The organism is Pseudomonas sp. BIC9C, from assembly GCF_034541995.1.
In the GTDB taxonomy this organism is placed as follows: Bacteria; Pseudomonadota; Gammaproteobacteria; order Pseudomonadales; family Pseudomonadaceae; genus Aquipseudomonas; species Aquipseudomonas fluorescens_CC.
Genome location: NZ_JAWDGM010000004.1, coordinates 412,868 through 429,115 on the forward strand (window position 1 = coordinate 412,868; position 16,248 = coordinate 429,115).

At 60.3% G+C, this 16,248-nt stretch carries 14 protein-coding genes; 8 read left to right on the forward strand and 6 right to left on the reverse strand.

Annotation, left to right across the window (positions count from 1 at the left end; genetic code table 11):
* Positions 1-422: 422 nt before the first annotated feature.
* Positions 423-1,310 carry an alpha/beta hydrolase family protein gene (locus RS887_RS19745; RefSeq protein ID WP_322616664.1) on the forward strand — a complete coding sequence of 296 codons (888 nt, stop codon included), beginning with the start codon at positions 423-425 and terminating at the stop codon, positions 1,308-1,310.
* 290 nt (positions 1,311-1,600) lie between these two features.
* Here RS887_RS19745 and RS887_RS19750 read toward each other — a convergent pair whose 3' ends face one another.
* Together RS887_RS19750 and RS887_RS19755 are read right to left on the reverse strand one after the other, a co-directional pair.
* The gene (locus RS887_RS19750) at positions 1,601-2,533 is read right to left on the reverse strand and encodes a transporter (protein WP_322616665.1); all 933 of its coding nucleotides are present in this window, start codon (positions 2,531-2,533) and stop codon (positions 1,601-1,603) included.
* Positions 2,534-2,996: 463 nt separating this feature from the next.
* Positions 2,997-3,803, reverse strand: a complete 807-nt coding sequence (locus tag RS887_RS19755) for a lytic transglycosylase domain-containing protein (protein WP_322616666.1) — start codon at positions 3,801-3,803, stop codon at positions 2,997-2,999.
* 772 nt (positions 3,804-4,575) lie between these two features.
* Between RS887_RS19755 and RS887_RS19760 the strand changes: the two genes are divergently transcribed.
* The 6 genes from RS887_RS19760 (at position 4,576) to RS887_RS19785 (ending at position 10,213) form a co-directional block, all read left to right on the forward strand.
* The gene (locus RS887_RS19760; RefSeq protein WP_258394918.1) at positions 4,576-4,710 is read left to right on the forward strand and encodes a hypothetical protein; all 135 of its coding nucleotides are present in this window, start codon (positions 4,576-4,578) and stop codon (positions 4,708-4,710) included.
* Positions 4,711-5,006: 296 nt separating this feature from the next.
* On the forward strand, positions 5,007-6,503 hold the full coding sequence (locus tag RS887_RS19765) for a methyl-accepting chemotaxis protein (RefSeq protein ID WP_322616667.1): 1,497 nt from the start codon (positions 5,007-5,009) through the stop codon (positions 6,501-6,503).
* A 195-nt stretch (positions 6,504-6,698) separates the two neighbouring features.
* Positions 6,699-8,300 carry an ArnT family glycosyltransferase gene (locus RS887_RS19770; protein WP_322616668.1) on the forward strand — a complete coding sequence of 534 codons (1,602 nt, stop codon included), beginning with the start codon at positions 6,699-6,701 and terminating at the stop codon, positions 8,298-8,300.
* 134 nt (positions 8,301-8,434) lie between these two features.
* Entirely contained in the window at positions 8,435-8,839 is a 405-nt protein-coding gene (locus RS887_RS19775; protein ID WP_322616669.1) for a hypothetical protein, read from the forward strand.
* Positions 8,833-9,525 (forward strand): RES family NAD+ phosphorylase, encoded by a 693-nt coding sequence (locus RS887_RS19780; RefSeq protein ID WP_322616670.1) that lies wholly within the window; start codon positions 8,833-8,835, stop codon positions 9,523-9,525. Before RS887_RS19775 ends, RS887_RS19780 begins: the two co-directional genes overlap by 7 nt.
* Positions 9,526-9,772: 247 nt before the next feature.
* Positions 9,773-10,213 (forward strand): phage infection protein, encoded by a 441-nt coding sequence (locus tag RS887_RS19785; protein WP_322616671.1) that lies wholly within the window; start codon positions 9,773-9,775, stop codon positions 10,211-10,213.
* A 68-nt stretch (positions 10,214-10,281) separates the two neighbouring features.
* Here the strand turns inward: RS887_RS19785 and RS887_RS19790 are convergent, their stop codons facing one another.
* From RS887_RS19790 to RS887_RS19805, 4 genes are all read right to left on the reverse strand, one after another.
* Entirely contained in the window at positions 10,282-11,850 is a 1,569-nt protein-coding gene (locus tag RS887_RS19790) for a DHA2 family efflux MFS transporter permease subunit (RefSeq protein WP_322616672.1), read from the reverse strand.
* Positions 11,847-12,938, reverse strand: coding sequence for an HlyD family secretion protein (locus tag RS887_RS19795; RefSeq protein ID WP_322616673.1), 1,092 nt, complete (start codon positions 12,936-12,938; stop codon positions 11,847-11,849). The genes RS887_RS19790 and RS887_RS19795 overlap by 4 nt, the downstream gene beginning before the upstream one ends.
* A gap of 96 nt (positions 12,939-13,034) precedes the next feature.
* Positions 13,035-13,448 (reverse strand): cupin domain-containing protein, encoded by a 414-nt coding sequence (locus RS887_RS19800; RefSeq protein ID WP_322616674.1) that lies wholly within the window; start codon positions 13,446-13,448, stop codon positions 13,035-13,037.
* 44 nt (positions 13,449-13,492) lie between these two features.
* Positions 13,493-14,245, reverse strand: a complete 753-nt coding sequence (locus RS887_RS19805) for an SDR family oxidoreductase (protein WP_322616675.1) — start codon at positions 14,243-14,245, stop codon at positions 13,493-13,495.
* A gap of 263 nt (positions 14,246-14,508) precedes the next feature.
* Between RS887_RS19805 and RS887_RS19810 the strand changes: the two genes are divergently transcribed.
* Positions 14,509-16,098, forward strand: a complete 1,590-nt coding sequence (locus RS887_RS19810) for a winged helix-turn-helix domain-containing tetratricopeptide repeat protein (RefSeq protein WP_322616824.1) — start codon at positions 14,509-14,511, stop codon at positions 16,096-16,098.
* Positions 16,099-16,248 lie beyond the last annotated feature (150 nt).

A 16,248-nucleotide genomic window follows, 5' to 3' on the forward strand; every position in this document is an offset into this window, starting at 1 on the left:
TTCAATTGCCCCCACACTAAGCCCAGGTGGGGGGGCAATTTTGTTTGCCCCCGGAAACCACCACCCTCTAAATGAATACACCAGACCCCAACCTTCTGGTTGTACGCACATGAGACTGGTGGTGGCCGGCGACATTGCCTGCAACGCAGGGCTCCAGGTTTGGATCAAGGCGATTGACCAAGTAGAAGCTTTGAAACCGCACATCGTTATTGCCGGGCACAAACAGAAAAATCGTGCCGATGATCCAGTCATTCTGGAACAGACCCGCCAATACCTGTTGGATGCCCTGGAACTACTCGCCGAGAAGCCGACCCCACATGAGCTCTTCGACAAGATGATCGAACTCCACCCCCGACTGCATCTTCGGAGGTTGCCCCCAGCCCAGGAATTAAACTTTTATCCGTCTAGCCGAGGATCCCCCCATGCCTGCTTTTTTGCCCCGTATAGTACTTCTCGCAAGCCTGGTTGCAGCCCCGTATCTCGCGTCTGCGGCTGAAGAAAAAGTCACCTTTTCCGTTGAGGGAATGAACGTCGTTGGCACTCTGAACCTGCCCGACGGCGTTAAGAAGCCCCCGGTAATTCTGTTACTTCACAGTTTCGGGGGCAGCAGGGATGAGGGGATCATTCCGGTCGTCAATGAAGGTATCTATGCTCGTGCCGCACGTCTTTGGGCCGAACAAGGCATTGCCAGCCTGCGCATCGATTACCGTTTTGATGGCGACAGTGATGGTGCCAAGACCGACGGCACACTCGATACAGATGTTGAGGATGGGCTGGCTGCGCTCGACTTTCTGGCCAGGTCCGGGCGCGTCGACGCCAACCGCATGGCGCTTGTTGGATGGAGTATGGGCGGAGCAATTGGTGCTGCTGTAGCAGGACGGACCCCGCATGAACTCGACGCGGTCGCACTCTGGAATCCCGCGACCAATATGGGAGCCGCTTTCCCGCTGTTGTGGGGCTCCGAGAAGATCAAGGAAGCGTTGCACAGCGGTGACACCCCCGTCGCACTGGCAGTACCTGGTGGTGGCGAGGTCAAGCTTAAATCCGCGTTCTTTGTCAGCTTGATGACCCTCGATGCCGCCGCCGAGATCACCCGTTACAAGGGAGCACTGCTCGTCGCCGTCGGCACTGACGACGACATCGTTTCTCCGCAGCCAACCCTCGGAAAAAGCTTTATCAGCTATCACCCTGGAGAACATGAGCTGCTTGTCCGGCCCATGGATCATGCCTTCAACATGACCAAAGACGAGAAGCAGATCGACGAGCTGATTTCGACGACCGCTACCTTCGTCAAGAAACACATTCACTGAGCGCGGTATCCCCGGCTATTTCAAGTTGCCTGGAACGAGTCCCTTGCCGTTGATTGATGACTGGCAAGGCAGCTAAACAGCCGCCCTCGGAAAACACTGAACTACGAAATGCCCGCTGAACGATTCAGCCAATCCGTTGCATCGACCGGTTGAATCCACAACCCAATATAGCGGCCTGTCAACACGGCAGACATTGGCCTCTACCTACCTGTCACAAATGGCAGGTAACAACCAGCATCAGACGAATGTCTCACGAACGCATGAATGGAATGTAGCGTAAGTCCCAGGTTTCAAAGCCCTCCGCCGAAGCGATACTGCCAGACGATGCCAATAGCATCGTATTCGCTGCCGGTACGGGTATGCGCACCATCACTCGCAAACAGCTTTAGTGAGTTATTTCGGTTCAACGGCAGCGAGAGGGTGCCCCCATAGCGGGTATTTTCCTGAAAGTCGTGGTTACCGATCCCATCGACTGAGGTACTCCCGCCAGCTAACCAGGTCCCATCCAGCGAGGCCCAGACACCGTTACTAAAGGCATAGATAAGATGCACCTGTGCCTGATAAGTCGGGTTCTGGGAAAATGTACGGTCGCCAAGGTACTGGTCATTGTCGGTGTAAAAGGTTCCCGCACCGGATAATTCCAGGGTCACGGGTCCCAAGCGCTTGGAAATCCCAAGTTCGGGTTTGAATGACCAGCGGTTGTTGCCGAGATTTACCAGCTTACTGGAGTCGTACTGGCCAAGTGGCGCTGTAATTGCCAGGCTGGCGCCGATAATCACATCCTGTTGATAGCTGGGGAACTCAGCCAGGGACATCGCCGGAGCGCCATACAAGTTGACCGAGAACCGGAATCTTGGATCTATCAACCCAGTCACATTTCGCTCCTTGGGTTCACCGGCGAACAGAGCCGAGCCCGTCAATCTGGCTTCAGGCACGACGATATCGAACTTCCCGGAGCGGCCCCAGACGTCCAGGGACCTGGCAAAGGCAAACACGACAGTCTTGATGTTGAGCTTGGCATCCTGGAGGGGGACTGAGGGGTTGGCGGTCACGCTACCATGGAGATCGCTGTAGCCCATGAGCAAGAAATTGATACCGACCGGCGTATTGGCGTAGGACCTGGGTTCGAGATCCTCTGCGACTGCACTGGTGGCTACCATGATGAGCGAAGCGGATGCGAACCGAGCCAGCCTGACGACGCAGAGTTTGTGTTTCATCCACATTCGCTCGCTTCCTGTCAGGACCTCAGGGTTCTATGTATTGTTGTAGTGCATCTGCATTCGTTTAGCACTTATAGCTGCCGCCAGCTTTGTGTCACCGCACTTACTGTTTGATCGGATACTCCTGGTCGATCAGTGACCAGGCATACTGTTTAACGGATGAGGGTTGCCTCCCTGGTTTCGTGGACAGCTCGAATTCTTATAACAAAACGCTGCAAGAGACAGATCGCCTGGGTTTCCCGAGACGAAATCGACGGGCAGATTTTGGCCGGTTGCTGCCCCTCACGGAGGGCCGCTATGAGTCGATAGCTACCGATGAGCATCGAAGTTCGCTTGAGCCATTCCCCGCCCGGCGTATTGAACGAGCGCGGAACCTGATTGCTTTCGTAGGGTGGATAACGCGCCAGCGTTAGCCGCCGTGGAGGGGCCGGCGTATTACCTATTCCGGGTTATGCGCCCTACGGTACTAGCGATGGTTGCGATAGCGTTCGGTCAAGGACTGCACGAGGGTGACGTAGGATTGCGTCTCGGCGTAGGGAGGCACCCCGTTGTACTCGACCACGGACGCTTCGCCGGCGTTGTAACCTGCCAAAGCCAGCACCTGGTTGCCGTTGAAGCGCTTGAGCAGCCAGGCCAGGTAGCGCACCCCGCCACGAATGTTCTGTCGTGCGTCGAACGGATCGTCCACGGCGAAGCGCTCGGCGGTGGCGGGCATCAACTGCATCAGCCCCTGGGCGCCGGCTTCGGAAATGGCGTTGGGGCGAAACGCCGATTCGGCATGTATCACTGCGCGGACCAGCGCCCTGTCGACACCATAATGACCCGAAGCGGCTTCGATCTCCCGCTGATAGGAATGGGTGTCCAGGCGCAGTGAGGCGACCTTGAAATCCTTCGGCGCCATGCACAGATAGCAGCCCTTGATGTAATAGAGCTCAAGGACATCGACCCGTGCGGAGATCCCGACGGGGCGCCGGCTCACAAATTGACGAATACCCTTGTGGATGAAGGTCCACACCCGGATCCGCACCGCGCCTGAGTCGTCGTCCCGCACAAGCCGTGGCAGGGCCATTGCGTTGGCGCCGACACCGGCGCCCGCCATGCCATTCAGGCGAGTGCAGCGGGCGCTGGCGATGGCTTGGCTGGTGTAGCTGATGGCTCCGTCCCTGGCTTGGCATTTGAACATGGCGCTGGCGCACAGCGGCGCGACCAGCAAGGCCAGTTCGATGCAGCCAAGAAGGCTCTTGCGAGCCCATCGCCATGCTCTGGAACTCATCACATCGCTCCGCGCAGCAGGCGCCGATCAGGCCTGAGGCGCCTAGCCCGGGCGCTGCCTTTGGAGGGCCTGTTCCGGGTGACCCGCCTTTTGTTCTGATAGTTATACCCCTTGTAACCGGCCTTGGAACTTGCGTTGACGTACGGCTGCCGGCGTTCCCAGGCGAGGCGCAGGCCTGATTGCTCGCACGACGCGTCGTCCCGGCTTGCCAGGGCCGGGCGCAAGTCCGATCCGCGGGTGACAGCCCCGCTAACGCCGAACTCCTAGTCTCTAGACCGGCCATTCTTCCCCGATTTCTCATATCCTCCTCAATCAACAAGAAACCAACAATTGACCCTGTGGCGAGGGAGCTTGCTCCGGAACAAAGGGGACCGAACAAAGGAACAAACGGAACTGATTTTTTTGCGATGCTCAGTAAGCAACGGCTGATTGTCGTGCTCTGGCGGTCACACAGGTGCTGGAAAATATCGCCTGCCGTTGCGCACTCGGTTGCGACACGGTGGTGTTGGCCGACTTTTCCAAGCGACTGGCCATTCCATTGCACGAAGGCTGCGATTTGATGGATGTGATCGACCGACGCTTTAGAGCATAAGCAGCGGAATAAACGAAAACGGGGGCCTGATCAGGCGCCCGTTTTACTCGCGCTGCATGCAGCGGATTTGGGGCGCTCAGCGCACATGCCCCATGTGCCAAACGACCCAGCCCACAGTCGATTAGCTAAACTTCATCAGTAACCCACTTCGCGAATCCCTGAAAACTCAGGAGGCGAACCATGAGCAAACAACCTCAACCCCAAAGCCGCTCCAACCCCCAACCCAGATCCCGTCCGGTTTTGCCGAGCCTGCCGAGCAAAACCGGCAACAAGTCCGGTCGCTTGCGCAGCAACTATCCGTCGAAGAAATCGTAATGGCCTCTGGTGTACGACAGGCTTTGCAATGGAGTCTGTCGTACTCCCCCGCCAATTCAGCATTACTTGCCTCTATATCGGACATTTTTTCCGCGAGCGACGTCGTACCTGCCAAGAATGATGGCCAAGGGCTATGCTCTCCACGGCGTCTCAAATACAGCCCGACCATGCCACCAACAGATTCGCATCCCTGACGCTGAAACGTCTGCACCCTTAACGCCCCCAAGCCTTTCGCGATGTCCCGTGTTGCCATAAACCCTGCTTTTTTCTGGCTCATTTACATGGAGTAAGCGTACATGCCCTTCCCCCCTCGTTTCCTCGACCACTACCGCAAAGCCGATCGCATCATGCTGGGCCTGATCTGGCTGATGTTCGCTTTCGCTATCGGCCTGGCGTTCTGGCACGACACGTTCAAGCAGGCGTTGCTGGTGGGCGGCGGCACCAGTGTGCTGCTGACGCTGTTGTACCGCGCCATCGGCGGGTCGCGGTGGATGCGCTGTTTGCTGGGCGTTGGTTTGATGGTGATGGCGGCGCTGCATATCAATCAGGCCGAGGGGGTCATTGAGTCGCACTTCGGGATTTTTGCGTTGTTGGCGGTGTTGACGTTTTATCGGGACTGGCTGCCCATTCTGGTGGCTGCGGTGACGATTGCGCTGCATCACGTGGTGTTTCATGTGCTGCAGCATCAGGGTTTTCCGGTGTATGTGATGGCGCATCACGGTGGCTGGACGATGGTGTTCGTTCACGCTTTTTATGTGGTGATGGAGACAGTCGCGCTGCTCTATCTGGCGTTGCACAGCCAGGCTGACGCGGTGGAAAGCCAGGACATGCTGGACAGGATGCTCGCCACCACGTCGCAGTTCACCGCTGGTGCCGGCCAGGGTGACAAGGCGCGGGTGCATGTGTCGCTGGCCCAGCGCTTCGATCAGTTTTTGATGCAGATCACCGCGTTGGTGGATGGCGTGGTGCGTGACTCTCTGGGTTTGGGTGAATTGGGCCAGGAGTTGGCCAAGGCCAGCAGCACGCTGGAGAAAGGTGCCAGGCATCAGTTGACGGAAATCGCGCAGATGACCGGGTCGATGCAGCGCATGGGCGATGCGATGGAGCACATCGTGGTGCATGTCGAGCATGCCGTTGAGCATGCGGGCCAGGCCAGTGTGCAGATCACCCGCGGGCAGGAAAGCGTGAACCGTGCCCGGCAGGAAATCACTCAGTTGGCGTCGCGCCTGCAAGGCACTAATGAGACCGTGCAGGTGCTGGCCGGGCAGGCACAGCAGATCGGCAAGGTGCTGGAGGTGATCAGCAGCATAGCCGAGCAGACCAACTTGCTGGCGCTCAACGCTGCCATCGAAGCCGCGCGCGCTGGCGAGCAAGGCCGGGGCTTTGCGGTAGTGGCCGATGAAGTGCGCAGCCTGGCGCAGCGCACGGCGGTTTCCACCAAGGAAATCAGGACCATCATCGAGGCCCTGCAGCAAGGCAGCCGCAAAGCCGTGGAGGCCATGCAGGACAGTCGCGAAGGTGTGGAGCGCTGTGTCGAGGACAGTCAGTTGGCGGCAGCGATGTTGCAGGCGGTGGGCAGCGACATCTCGCAGATCGATGAACTCAATGGGCGAATTGTCACTACGACCCGTGAACAATCCACGGCGAGTTTCGAGATTGTCGAGCGCTTGCAGTCGGTGCAGAGCATTGCGCAGAACACGGCGGATGACGTGGAGACGCTGGCGTCGAGCAGTCGGCGCTTGCCGCCTATTGCCACGCGCCTGGATGCACTGGGGCGTACTTTTCATCAATGATGGCGCCGTGGTTTGCATGAACAATTGTTCATCGTGCAGATCACGGCCTTGCGCCTATTGATGTAGCCACCACCTCCAGACCAGAGCTAATGGTTTATTCGCAATCTGCTGACAATCCCATCACATTTCGCCCGATAGCCTTGCAGTTCCAGCCGCTTCTCCGTCGCCACGGTGAGCGCAACGTGCGAAACAGTGATGAAAAATTCGTTAGTCAGATTTCTGAAAAGTGACCAGGGTGCGCTGCTCCTCTTGCTTGGCGTATCTGCACTTCTTTTGCTGTTCGGATTGGGGGCAAGGGAGCTTTGGGGGGCGGAAACCCGCTGGGCGAATATCGCGTTGCAGATGTTGCAGACCGGCGATTATTTCGACCCTTACCTCAAGGGCATGCCCTATTACGACAAGCCGCTGCCGTCCTATTGGTTGATTACGGCCACTGCCCATTTGATGGGTGGTCTCGGGCACTGGTCGCTGCGCCTGCCTTCGGTGCTGGCGGCATGGCTGAGTATCTGGCTGGTCTACCTGATCGGTGAACGGCTCTATGGCAAAGGCACCGGGTTGATTGCCGGCTGGTTTCTGGCGACGACGTTCTTTTTCGTGTTCTGGGCGCGGGTCGCCACGGCGGACGTGCTGACGGTTTGCGGTGTACTGGCGGCAGTCTGGTGGTATTGGCGCGGCCCGGATGACACACGGCTGAGCCGGTACTGCGTGTTTTTCCTGATGCTGGCACTGACCTCGCTGTTCAAGGGCTTGATCGGGTTCATCCTGCCGGGGCTGATGCTGTTGCCGCATCTGCTTGGCGAGGGACGCTGGAAAAATCATCTCAATCCACGCCTGTTTCTGGCGATGCTGGTGGGCGGCGTGGTCTACATGCTGCCGTTCATGCTGTCGCAGCGTTATGGCACGCCGACTTATGGGCCGAGTGGGCTGGGACTGGTGTTTCAGGAGAACGTGGTTCGATTCTTCAAGCCGTTCGACAACATTGGCCCGATCTATACCTATCTGCTGTATCTGCCGGTCTATACCCTGCCCTGGGCACCCTGCTGGATGCTCGGCCTGTGGGTGGCGGTACGCAGTTGGAAGCACACCGAACCCAACGTTCGCTGGCTGATCCTGGGCCTCGGCTTGCTGTTCCTGTTCTTCACCGCCAGTGGCAGCCGGCGCAGCTATTACGTGTTGCCGCTGGTGCCGTTTGCGCAACTGCTGGCGGCCTGGTGGGTCACCCGGCGTATGGCTGCGCGTCAGGCGGCCGGTAAAGCCAGCGGCCCCGGCTGGACGAAAGGCATTGCCGGGGCGGCCGGGTTCCTGTTTTTGATCCTTGGCGTTGTCTACCCCTGGACCAACGGCGGTGCCGGCGGTGTCATGCAGTTCACCCGGGATGTGCGCGCCGAAGCGATCAAGACGGCGCCGTGGAACGAATGGCGCATGGTGCTGGTGGATGTCGACAACAAGCTGCCCATGTACCTGCAAAATCACGGCTCGCCGTTCTACTACGTGCTCCCGGATTCGGACATTCCACAAACCGGCGGCAGTGCTGCGCTGATGGCGTGGCTGGAAAGGAAAAGTGGCGAGACCTGGAATCCGGACCGCACGATCATCGTGGAGCAGTACCAGGACATCCATCAATTGCCCCTGGATTATCTGACGGCGGACCATCAGTTGATCACCACCAGGCCAAACAACGGCGCCCGGCTGTTTCATACCCATGAAAATGGCAGTGCAGCGTTTATTCCCAATGGGAAAACGGCGCTGGCCGGGCAAGCGGTACGCAGGCTTTGGATCAATGATGTATTGAGGTGAGCTATCAATAAAAACGGGCGCCCGCGGGGCGCCCATTGTGTTTATGCGCGCAAGCCCGCTGATCGCGTAGCCATTGCTCTGTAGATTCAATCTATCTACATTTGAATCTACAGATGCAAATAGAGTACACGAACATGGCCGTCCCCATCCAAGCTCAATCCTTCACAAAAAACCAATGCGTCACTGGACTGCGCGCCGCCGTGGGCATTCTGGAAAAGTGGCAAGCCACCGGCGATCAGGCCTGTCGCATCCTGCGCATTTCCCGCAGCACCTACACCCGCGCCCGTCAGCGTGACCTGGATTGGGCGGTGGCGCTGGATGCGGACCAGATGCAGCGCATCAGTTTTGTGCTGAACATTCATGCGACGTTGCGGCTGGTGTTCGACAACCCGGACAACGTGTATGGCTTTGCCTCGATGATCAACGACAACGAGTTTTTCAACGGACGTTCGCCGCTGGAGATCATGGCGCAGGGCGACATGATTTCACTGTATGAAACCTTCCGCCGCATCGACATGTTGCGGGGGGCGCAATGGTGATGGCGAGTAAACTGGCGGTGTTTGCCGGCCAGTCGTTGCAGGCCTATCGCCTGGTCAACTCGAAGTTTCCACCCATAGCGTTGTTTGATGACGTGGCGAACGCGGATGAATTTGAAGTGTTGTTCGAGATTCAGGCGCTGACCAATCCGCGCTTGAAGAACGAGTTGGGTCAGCTTGAGTTGATTGCGCGCAGCGAGATTCCGTTCGGGATTGCGGGCTGCTCATACGCCATCGCGCCGTTTACCCACGTCAACCCGGCGGGTTCGCGCTTCAGTGATGGCAGTTTTGGTGTGTTGTACCTGGCGGATTCGATGGAAGCGGCGCTGACCGAGGTCAGGCATCACCAGAGTCTGTATTGGTCGAAGGTGCCGGGCCTGAATTATGAGCGGTTTGTGTTTCGTGGGTTGGCCTGCGCCTTTGGCGATGGGGGGATGAAGGACGCCACCGCCCTGCCGCTGACCGATCCGGTGTATGCGCCGGACGACTACAGCCATTCCCGTGTTCTGGGACGGGCGGTGCGAGACGCCGGTTGTCCCGGCCTGCGATATCACTCGGTGCGGATGCCGGGCAGTCATTGCTGGGCGCTGATGACGCCGCGAGCGGTTTCGTCGATTGTGCAGACGGCGCATTACGAGATGGTGTGGAATGGTCAGATCACCAGTGTGAGCCAGATCAGTGAGGCATGATCGCCTGCGATCATACTGTGGCGAGGGAGCTTGCTCCCGCTGGGTCGCGCAGCGGCCCCAAATGGAGGACTGCTACGCAGTCCAGCGGGAGCAAGCTCCCTCGCCACAAAAAGAGGTGCTTATACAGGCGGTGTACGATCCATTGACTGCGTCGATTGTCACCATTGATTCAATGAAGTTCTCTTAAAAAATCCACGGCGTAACATCTGCTCCATACCAACCCATCAGCACCCCGGAGCACACCATCATGAAACGCCAAAACCTTCTCGGCATCGCTTTCTCGGTTTTCGCAGTTAATGCTTTCGCCGCCACCTCTGCTCAACCTGTGGTCGCTGAAGGCGGCTCGGAGCGTCTGATTGAAAGCCGTGTGGCCGAGGGTGGTTCCGATCGACTGATCGAGAATCGTGTGGCCGAAGGTGGCTCGGATCGTCTGATCGAAAAACGCGTTGCCGAAGGTGGCTCTGACAAACTGCTGCAGAACCGCGTCGCTGAAGGTGGTTCGGACAAACTGCTGCAAAACCGCGTCGCTGAAGGCGGTTCCGACAAGCTCCTGCAAAACCGCGTCGCTGAAGGCGGTTCCGACAAACTGCTGCAAAACCGCGTTGCTGAAGGCGGTTCCGACAAGCTGCTGCAGAACCGCGTTGCCGAAGGTGGTTCGGATCGCCTGATCGAAAGCCGCGCTGTCTGAATGCAGTGCTTTACCGCAGGACTCAACGAAAAGCCCGGCCTCAACAGCCGGGCTTTTCGTGCGGGTCATCAATTCACCGGTTGTTCATGCACTTTCGCGTGTCGCGAGAGACCGATCTTGATGGCGACCAGGATGGGCGCGGCAAAGACGAACAGCAGGGCCACGGCAACGAACGCCGTATCGAAGGCAATCACCGTGGCCTGACCTGACACCGCCTTGCCCAGCAGGCTGGTGGCTGCCCGGCCAGCGGCTACCTGATCCAAGCCCTTCCCTGCCAGCATCGCGCTTGTGGTCATCAGCCGTTCGATGACCGCGTGTCCCCCTGGGGTGACATTGGCGCCAAGGACCATGCCATTGCTGACCACCTGATGGTCGATCAAGGTCTGCAGCCCGGCGACGCCCATCAAGCCACCCAACTGGCGCCCGGTATTGAACAGGCCGATGCCGCTGGCCAGGTTGCGGCTGTTGAGGTGGGTGAAAGCGATCAGCGTGATCGACAGAAACAGGAAGCCAAGGCCCAGGCCGCGCAACAGGATGGCCACCATCATGTCGTCACTGCCGCTTTCGCTGGTAGAGCCGGACAGCATCCACATCGCCGCCATGATCAGCAGGATGCCCAAGGGCACGGTCGCCACCGGCGGCACGCGGCGTACCTTGAACAGATAGGCAGCGACGAGCAGCGAGCCGACAAAAAAACCGCCACTGGGCAACAGGAGCAAGCCGGCATCGGTCGGTGTGAACGCGAGTACCGACAGGGCGAACGCCGGGATCAGGTAGGCGCTGCCGAACAGCGCGGCACCGGCAACGAAACTGACGCAAAAAGCAAAGGTAAAATCGCTTGATTTGAACAGGCTGAAGTCGAGCAGCCCCTGGCCGTTGGCCAAAACCTGTTGGCCGAGAAAGGCCAGCAGCGCGGCGGCACCGATCACCGTCAGCACCAGGATGCGCGGTTCCTCGAACCAGTCCCAGCGACTGCCCTGGCTGAGCACGTAGGTGAAACAGAACAGGGCCGCAGAGAGCAGCGAGAACCCGAGCCAGTCGAACGAACGTTGCCGGACCCTGGCGGGCACAGGGTGGTCGGCGATGAGCAACAGGCCAGCCGCCGCCAGGGCCAGCGGCACCACGCTGAAGAAGATCCAGGTCCAGGACTGGCTGTCGATCAACCACCCTTGCAGGGCCGGGGCGAGGGTCGCGGATGCGACCACGGCCGCCATGGCAAACAGGGCTTGCAGGATCGGCTGAAGTGCGCGCGGATAGCCGCGAAAAATGAGCGCCTGGCCCGCCACCAGCAAAGTACCACCGGCAAAGCCTTGCAGGATGCGCAGTGTGATCAGCAGCTCCAGCCAGGAAGTAACGGCAGCCACGCCGCACGCCAGGCCCATGACCAGGGTGGCGCCGACGATCACGTTGCGCGCAGCAAATCGCTGCATCAGCCAAGGGGCGAGCATGAACCCGATCAGCTTGAGCGCGATGTAGCCGACATCCAGCCAGGCGAACTCGTCGGGCGTGGCATAGATGTCGCCGAGGATGTCGCTGCGGCCGAGGGCCAGCACGGTGCTGGCGATCGCTTCCGTCAACGTCGCCAGCACGATGCCCGCGATGAGCAGGATGCCGGTCGACGGCCTGGCGCTGCTCATGACCCGGCCCCTTGCGCAACCTCCACCCGCGCCGACAGCCCCGGCACGATGCGCCCCGGCAGTGGGTTGCCGGCCAGGCGGATCTTCACCGGAACACGCTGCACGACACGCACAAAGTTTCCGGTGGCGTTGTCGGGCGGCAGCAGACTGAACGCCGAGCCACTGCCCGGTGCAAAGCTGTCGACCACACCATTCAGTGCCGCATCGGGGTAGCCATCGACCGTGACGCGCACGGGCTGACCAGGGCGAATGTGTTCGAGCTGGGTTTCCTTGAAGTTCGCCACGACCCACACATCGTTTACCGGCACGATATCGAGCAGGGATACGCCCGACGTGACGAAGCGGCCGAGGCGAACCTGACGGTTACCGACCACGCCATCCACCGGCGCGTGCACCACGGTGTGCTCGAGATCGATCCGGGCGAGCTCGCGGGCGGCCTGTGCCTGGCTCACAGCCGCCACGGCCGCCTCTCTCTCGGCCACCAACACCGCGATGTTTTGCTGTTGCGCCTCGACCGATGCCGAAGCGGCCGAAACCGAGGCGGCGGCTCTGGATTGCGCCGTGCCGGTTTCATCGACCAGGGCCTGACTGACCGCGTTGCTGACGATCAACTGGCGGCTGCGGTCGTGGGTCTTGGTCGCCAGGTTCATGTCGGCGGTGGCCGAACGTCGTTGCGCTTCGGCCTGTCGGATCAGCGCATGCTGAAGCTGGATCTGTGCATCGACATGGGTCAGGCGCGCCTGGGCGGCGCTGACATTGGCCTCCGCTTGCGCGAGTCTGGCGCGATAGTCGCGGTCATCGATACGAAACAGCACATCACCCGCGTGCACGGTCTGGTTGTCCTCGACCTCCAGCGCCGTGACATAGCCGGCGACCTTGGCGGCCAGCGAGGTGACGTCCCCGCGGACATAGGCATTGTCGGTCGAGGTCACGCCACTTGAAAATGCTATCGCCCCCCAGGCCGCCACGACCACCAGGGCACTGACGCACAGCAACAGGCCGATGGTCTTGCGCCGGCTACGTCGTGCTACGCCGCCTGGGGTGCGGGTGCTGGCGGCAATGGCCGCGTTGTCCTGGAGCGAGTTCATTTTTTCAATTCCTGTGCAGTGCCTTGTACTCCAGCAGCCACAGGGCGGCAGGGTCTGCCGCCCGGCTGTCGAGCCTTCATGAGCGCGTTGATCGGCTCACTCCTTGATGGGAGTTACGAGCACCTTTTCGTCGGTGTCGAGGACGAACACCGCCAACAGGCGTGCAGGCTGGGTGTCGCTGGCGTTGGCGCTGACCAGGTGCACGGAGCCCGGTTCCTCAACAAAGTTTTCGCCGGCCTTGTAGATCTTTTCCGGCTGGCCTTTGACCTGGATGCGAAACGCCCCCTCCAGCACCGTTGCATAGATGAAGGCCGTTTTCGGATGGGTGTGGGCCGGTGATGCGGCTCCCGGCCCGTACTCGACGACCACGCCTCTCATGCTCTTGCCGGGGATGTTGGGGATGGGCCGGTCGAACACGACGGTCACCTTGCCGGGGGGCGGCTCGGCGGCCGACGCTGCGCTGATCGAGAGCGCGGCGAAGACGGCGGCCATTAGCAATCGGGTAATCATGGGATGTCTCCTGGATGCATTGGGAAATGTGATGGAGCGATCCATTACTTCGCCATCGACCGGGCCAACCAGTCGTCGAAGCGGATCGCGCCCAGGCGTGCGTTCTTGCCGGTGGTCAGCGATTGATCGTTGAGCACTGCACCGAAGTAGCGCGCATGCACGTCCGGCACGACCTTGCGGTTGTCCTGGGTCGCCCGCAGATAGCGCCTGGCCAGTTCGTCGATCGGCATGGTTTCCGGGCCGCCGACTTCAACCGTGCCATTGACCGGTGCCGCCAGCACGACATCGGCCAGCGCCGCTACCACGTCGTCGGACGCGATCGGCTGGATCAGCGCCGGCGAAGCATGAATTTCCTCGCCAACGGCGAACGACTGGACAATGCCGCCGGCAAACTCGGAGAACTGCGTGGCACGCAGAATGGTGTAAGGCATGCCGGACGCCTTGATAAGGGCTTCCTGCGCGACCTTGGCCCGGAAATAGCCGGTATCGGGAAGCCGTTCGCTGCCGACAATCGACAGGGCAACATGATGACGAACCCCGGCAGCGGCTTCGGCGGCCAGCAGGTTACGGCTCGACGTTTCAAAAAAATCGAGAACGGCCTGGTCCTCCCACGACGGCGCGTTCGCCACGTCGACAACGACATCGGCGCCATCCATCGCTTCGGCCAGGCCTTCGCGGGTGATGCTGTTCACGCCCGTGCTGGGGCTGGCGGCGAGCGCATCATGGCCGCGCTCGCGCAGGGTGTTCACAAGTTTCGACCCGATGAGGCCGGAGCCTCCGATAACGACGATCTTCATGATTTTTCTCTCCGCTAGTTGAACGCAACCATTGCGTCGGTGTAGAGAGAGATTGCCTGCACACGTGAGGCAAGTCCTTGCACCGGGCTTGGGTTTACCTTGGCGAGCGCTTGGATTTATGTCCAAAGAAGAGGCTGCTTGTCCAACATCCCCTGGCGCGGACGGTGCAGCGGGTGCCTGGCTGCCGTATCATCCTTCTCCGTTACCAACCGCCAGCCGCCTGGGACACGACGTTGAGGGCGCTTCGCCAGGGGATGCTCGATTTGCAATTCGCCTTTGAAGACTACGTACTCGATCAAAAGCGCCGGGAGCTGACCTTGCGCGGGCAGGTCGTGGCCGTCGGACCGCAGGTCTTCGACCTGTTGCTGCTGTTCGTCAACAATCCCGACCGCGTCGTCAGCAAGGACGAATTGCTCAAGGCGGTGTGGGGTGGCCGGATCGTTTCGGAATCGACAATCACCAGCCACATCAATGCGGTGCGCAAGGCCGTCGGTGATACCGGTGAGGAGCAGCGCCTGGTGCGCACCGTCGCCCGCAAGGGCTACCGCTTCGTTGGCCGGATCCAGGTCGACATGACCGGGGAAGCGCGACAGCCGGATATCGATGAACGCTCGTCCGCTGCTGCGAATCAAATCCCCTCCTCTACACTCGTCCTGCCGGAAAAACCCTCGATCACCGTCCTGCCCTTCCAGAACCTGAGCGGCGATCCGGAGCAGGAATACTTCGCCGATGGCGTCGTGGAGGACATCATCGCTGCCCTGTCGCGCATCCGCTGGCTGTTCGTCATCGCGCGCAATTCGAGCTTCACCTACAAGGGCCGGACGGTGGACGCCCAGGGTGTCGGCCAGGAGCTCGGCGTTCGCTACGTGCTCGAAGGCAGCGTGCGCAAGTGCGGGAACAAGGTGCGCATTACCGGGCAACTGATCGACGCGACCAGCGGGACGCACATCTGGGCGGAGCGCTTCGAAGGCACGCTCGACGATATCTTCGAGCTGCAGGACCAGATCACCGAAAGCGTCGTCGGCGCGATCTCGCCACAACTGGAACGGGCGGAAATCGAACGCGCCAAGCGCAAGCCGACGGAAAGCCTGGATGCCTACGACTATTACCTGCGCGGCACGGCAAAACTGCACAGCGGCGGCCGGGAAGCCATCGAGCAGGCGCTGCCGATGTTCTACAAGGCCATCGAACTCGATGCAGAATTTGCCTCGGCCTATGGCATGGCCGCCTGGTGCCACTTCTGGCGCAAGATCAATGGCTGGATGACCGATCGGCCTGCAGAAGTCGCCGAGGGCATACGGCTGGCGCGTCTGGCGGTGGCCCTCGGCCGGGATGATGCGGTCGCACTGACGCGCGGCGGACATGCACTGAGCCATCTCGCCGGTGAAATCGACGGCGGCATTGCACTGCTCGACAGGGCGCGCCTGCTCAATCCCAACCTCGCCCCCGCCTGGTTTCTGGGCGGTATCCTGCGGGCGCTGCACGGTGAAACAGATGCCGCCATCGAGCATTTGAACCATGCCGTTCGCTTGAGCCCGCTGGATCCGGAAATGTTCAGGATGCAGGTCGGGATGGCGCTCGCGCATTTCTTCGCCGGGCACTTCGATGTCGCTGCAGACTGGGCGGAAAAGGCACTGGGCAACCTGCCCAGCCTGCTGGCCGCGGCGGCGCTGGTGGCGGCCAGTCATGCACTCGGCGGACGAATGGATAAAGCGAAGTGGGCGATGCAACGCCTGCGAGAGCTCGATCCCTCTTTGCGCCTCGCCACCCTCAAGGACTGGCTGCCCATTCAACGGCCTGAGGACTTCGCCCGTTTCGCCGATGGACTGCGGCTGGCCGGGTTGCCGGAGTGACGGCAACTCGCCTCACCTTGTAGGAGCGAGCTTGCTCGCGATGGTCGTCAACGATGACGCGGGTTTTCTGATTAAGCGCGGTGCCTTCAAGTCCATCGCGAGCAAGCTCGCTCCTACAGGGGGCCAGGTCGTGCGTTGGCTTTCACCTGG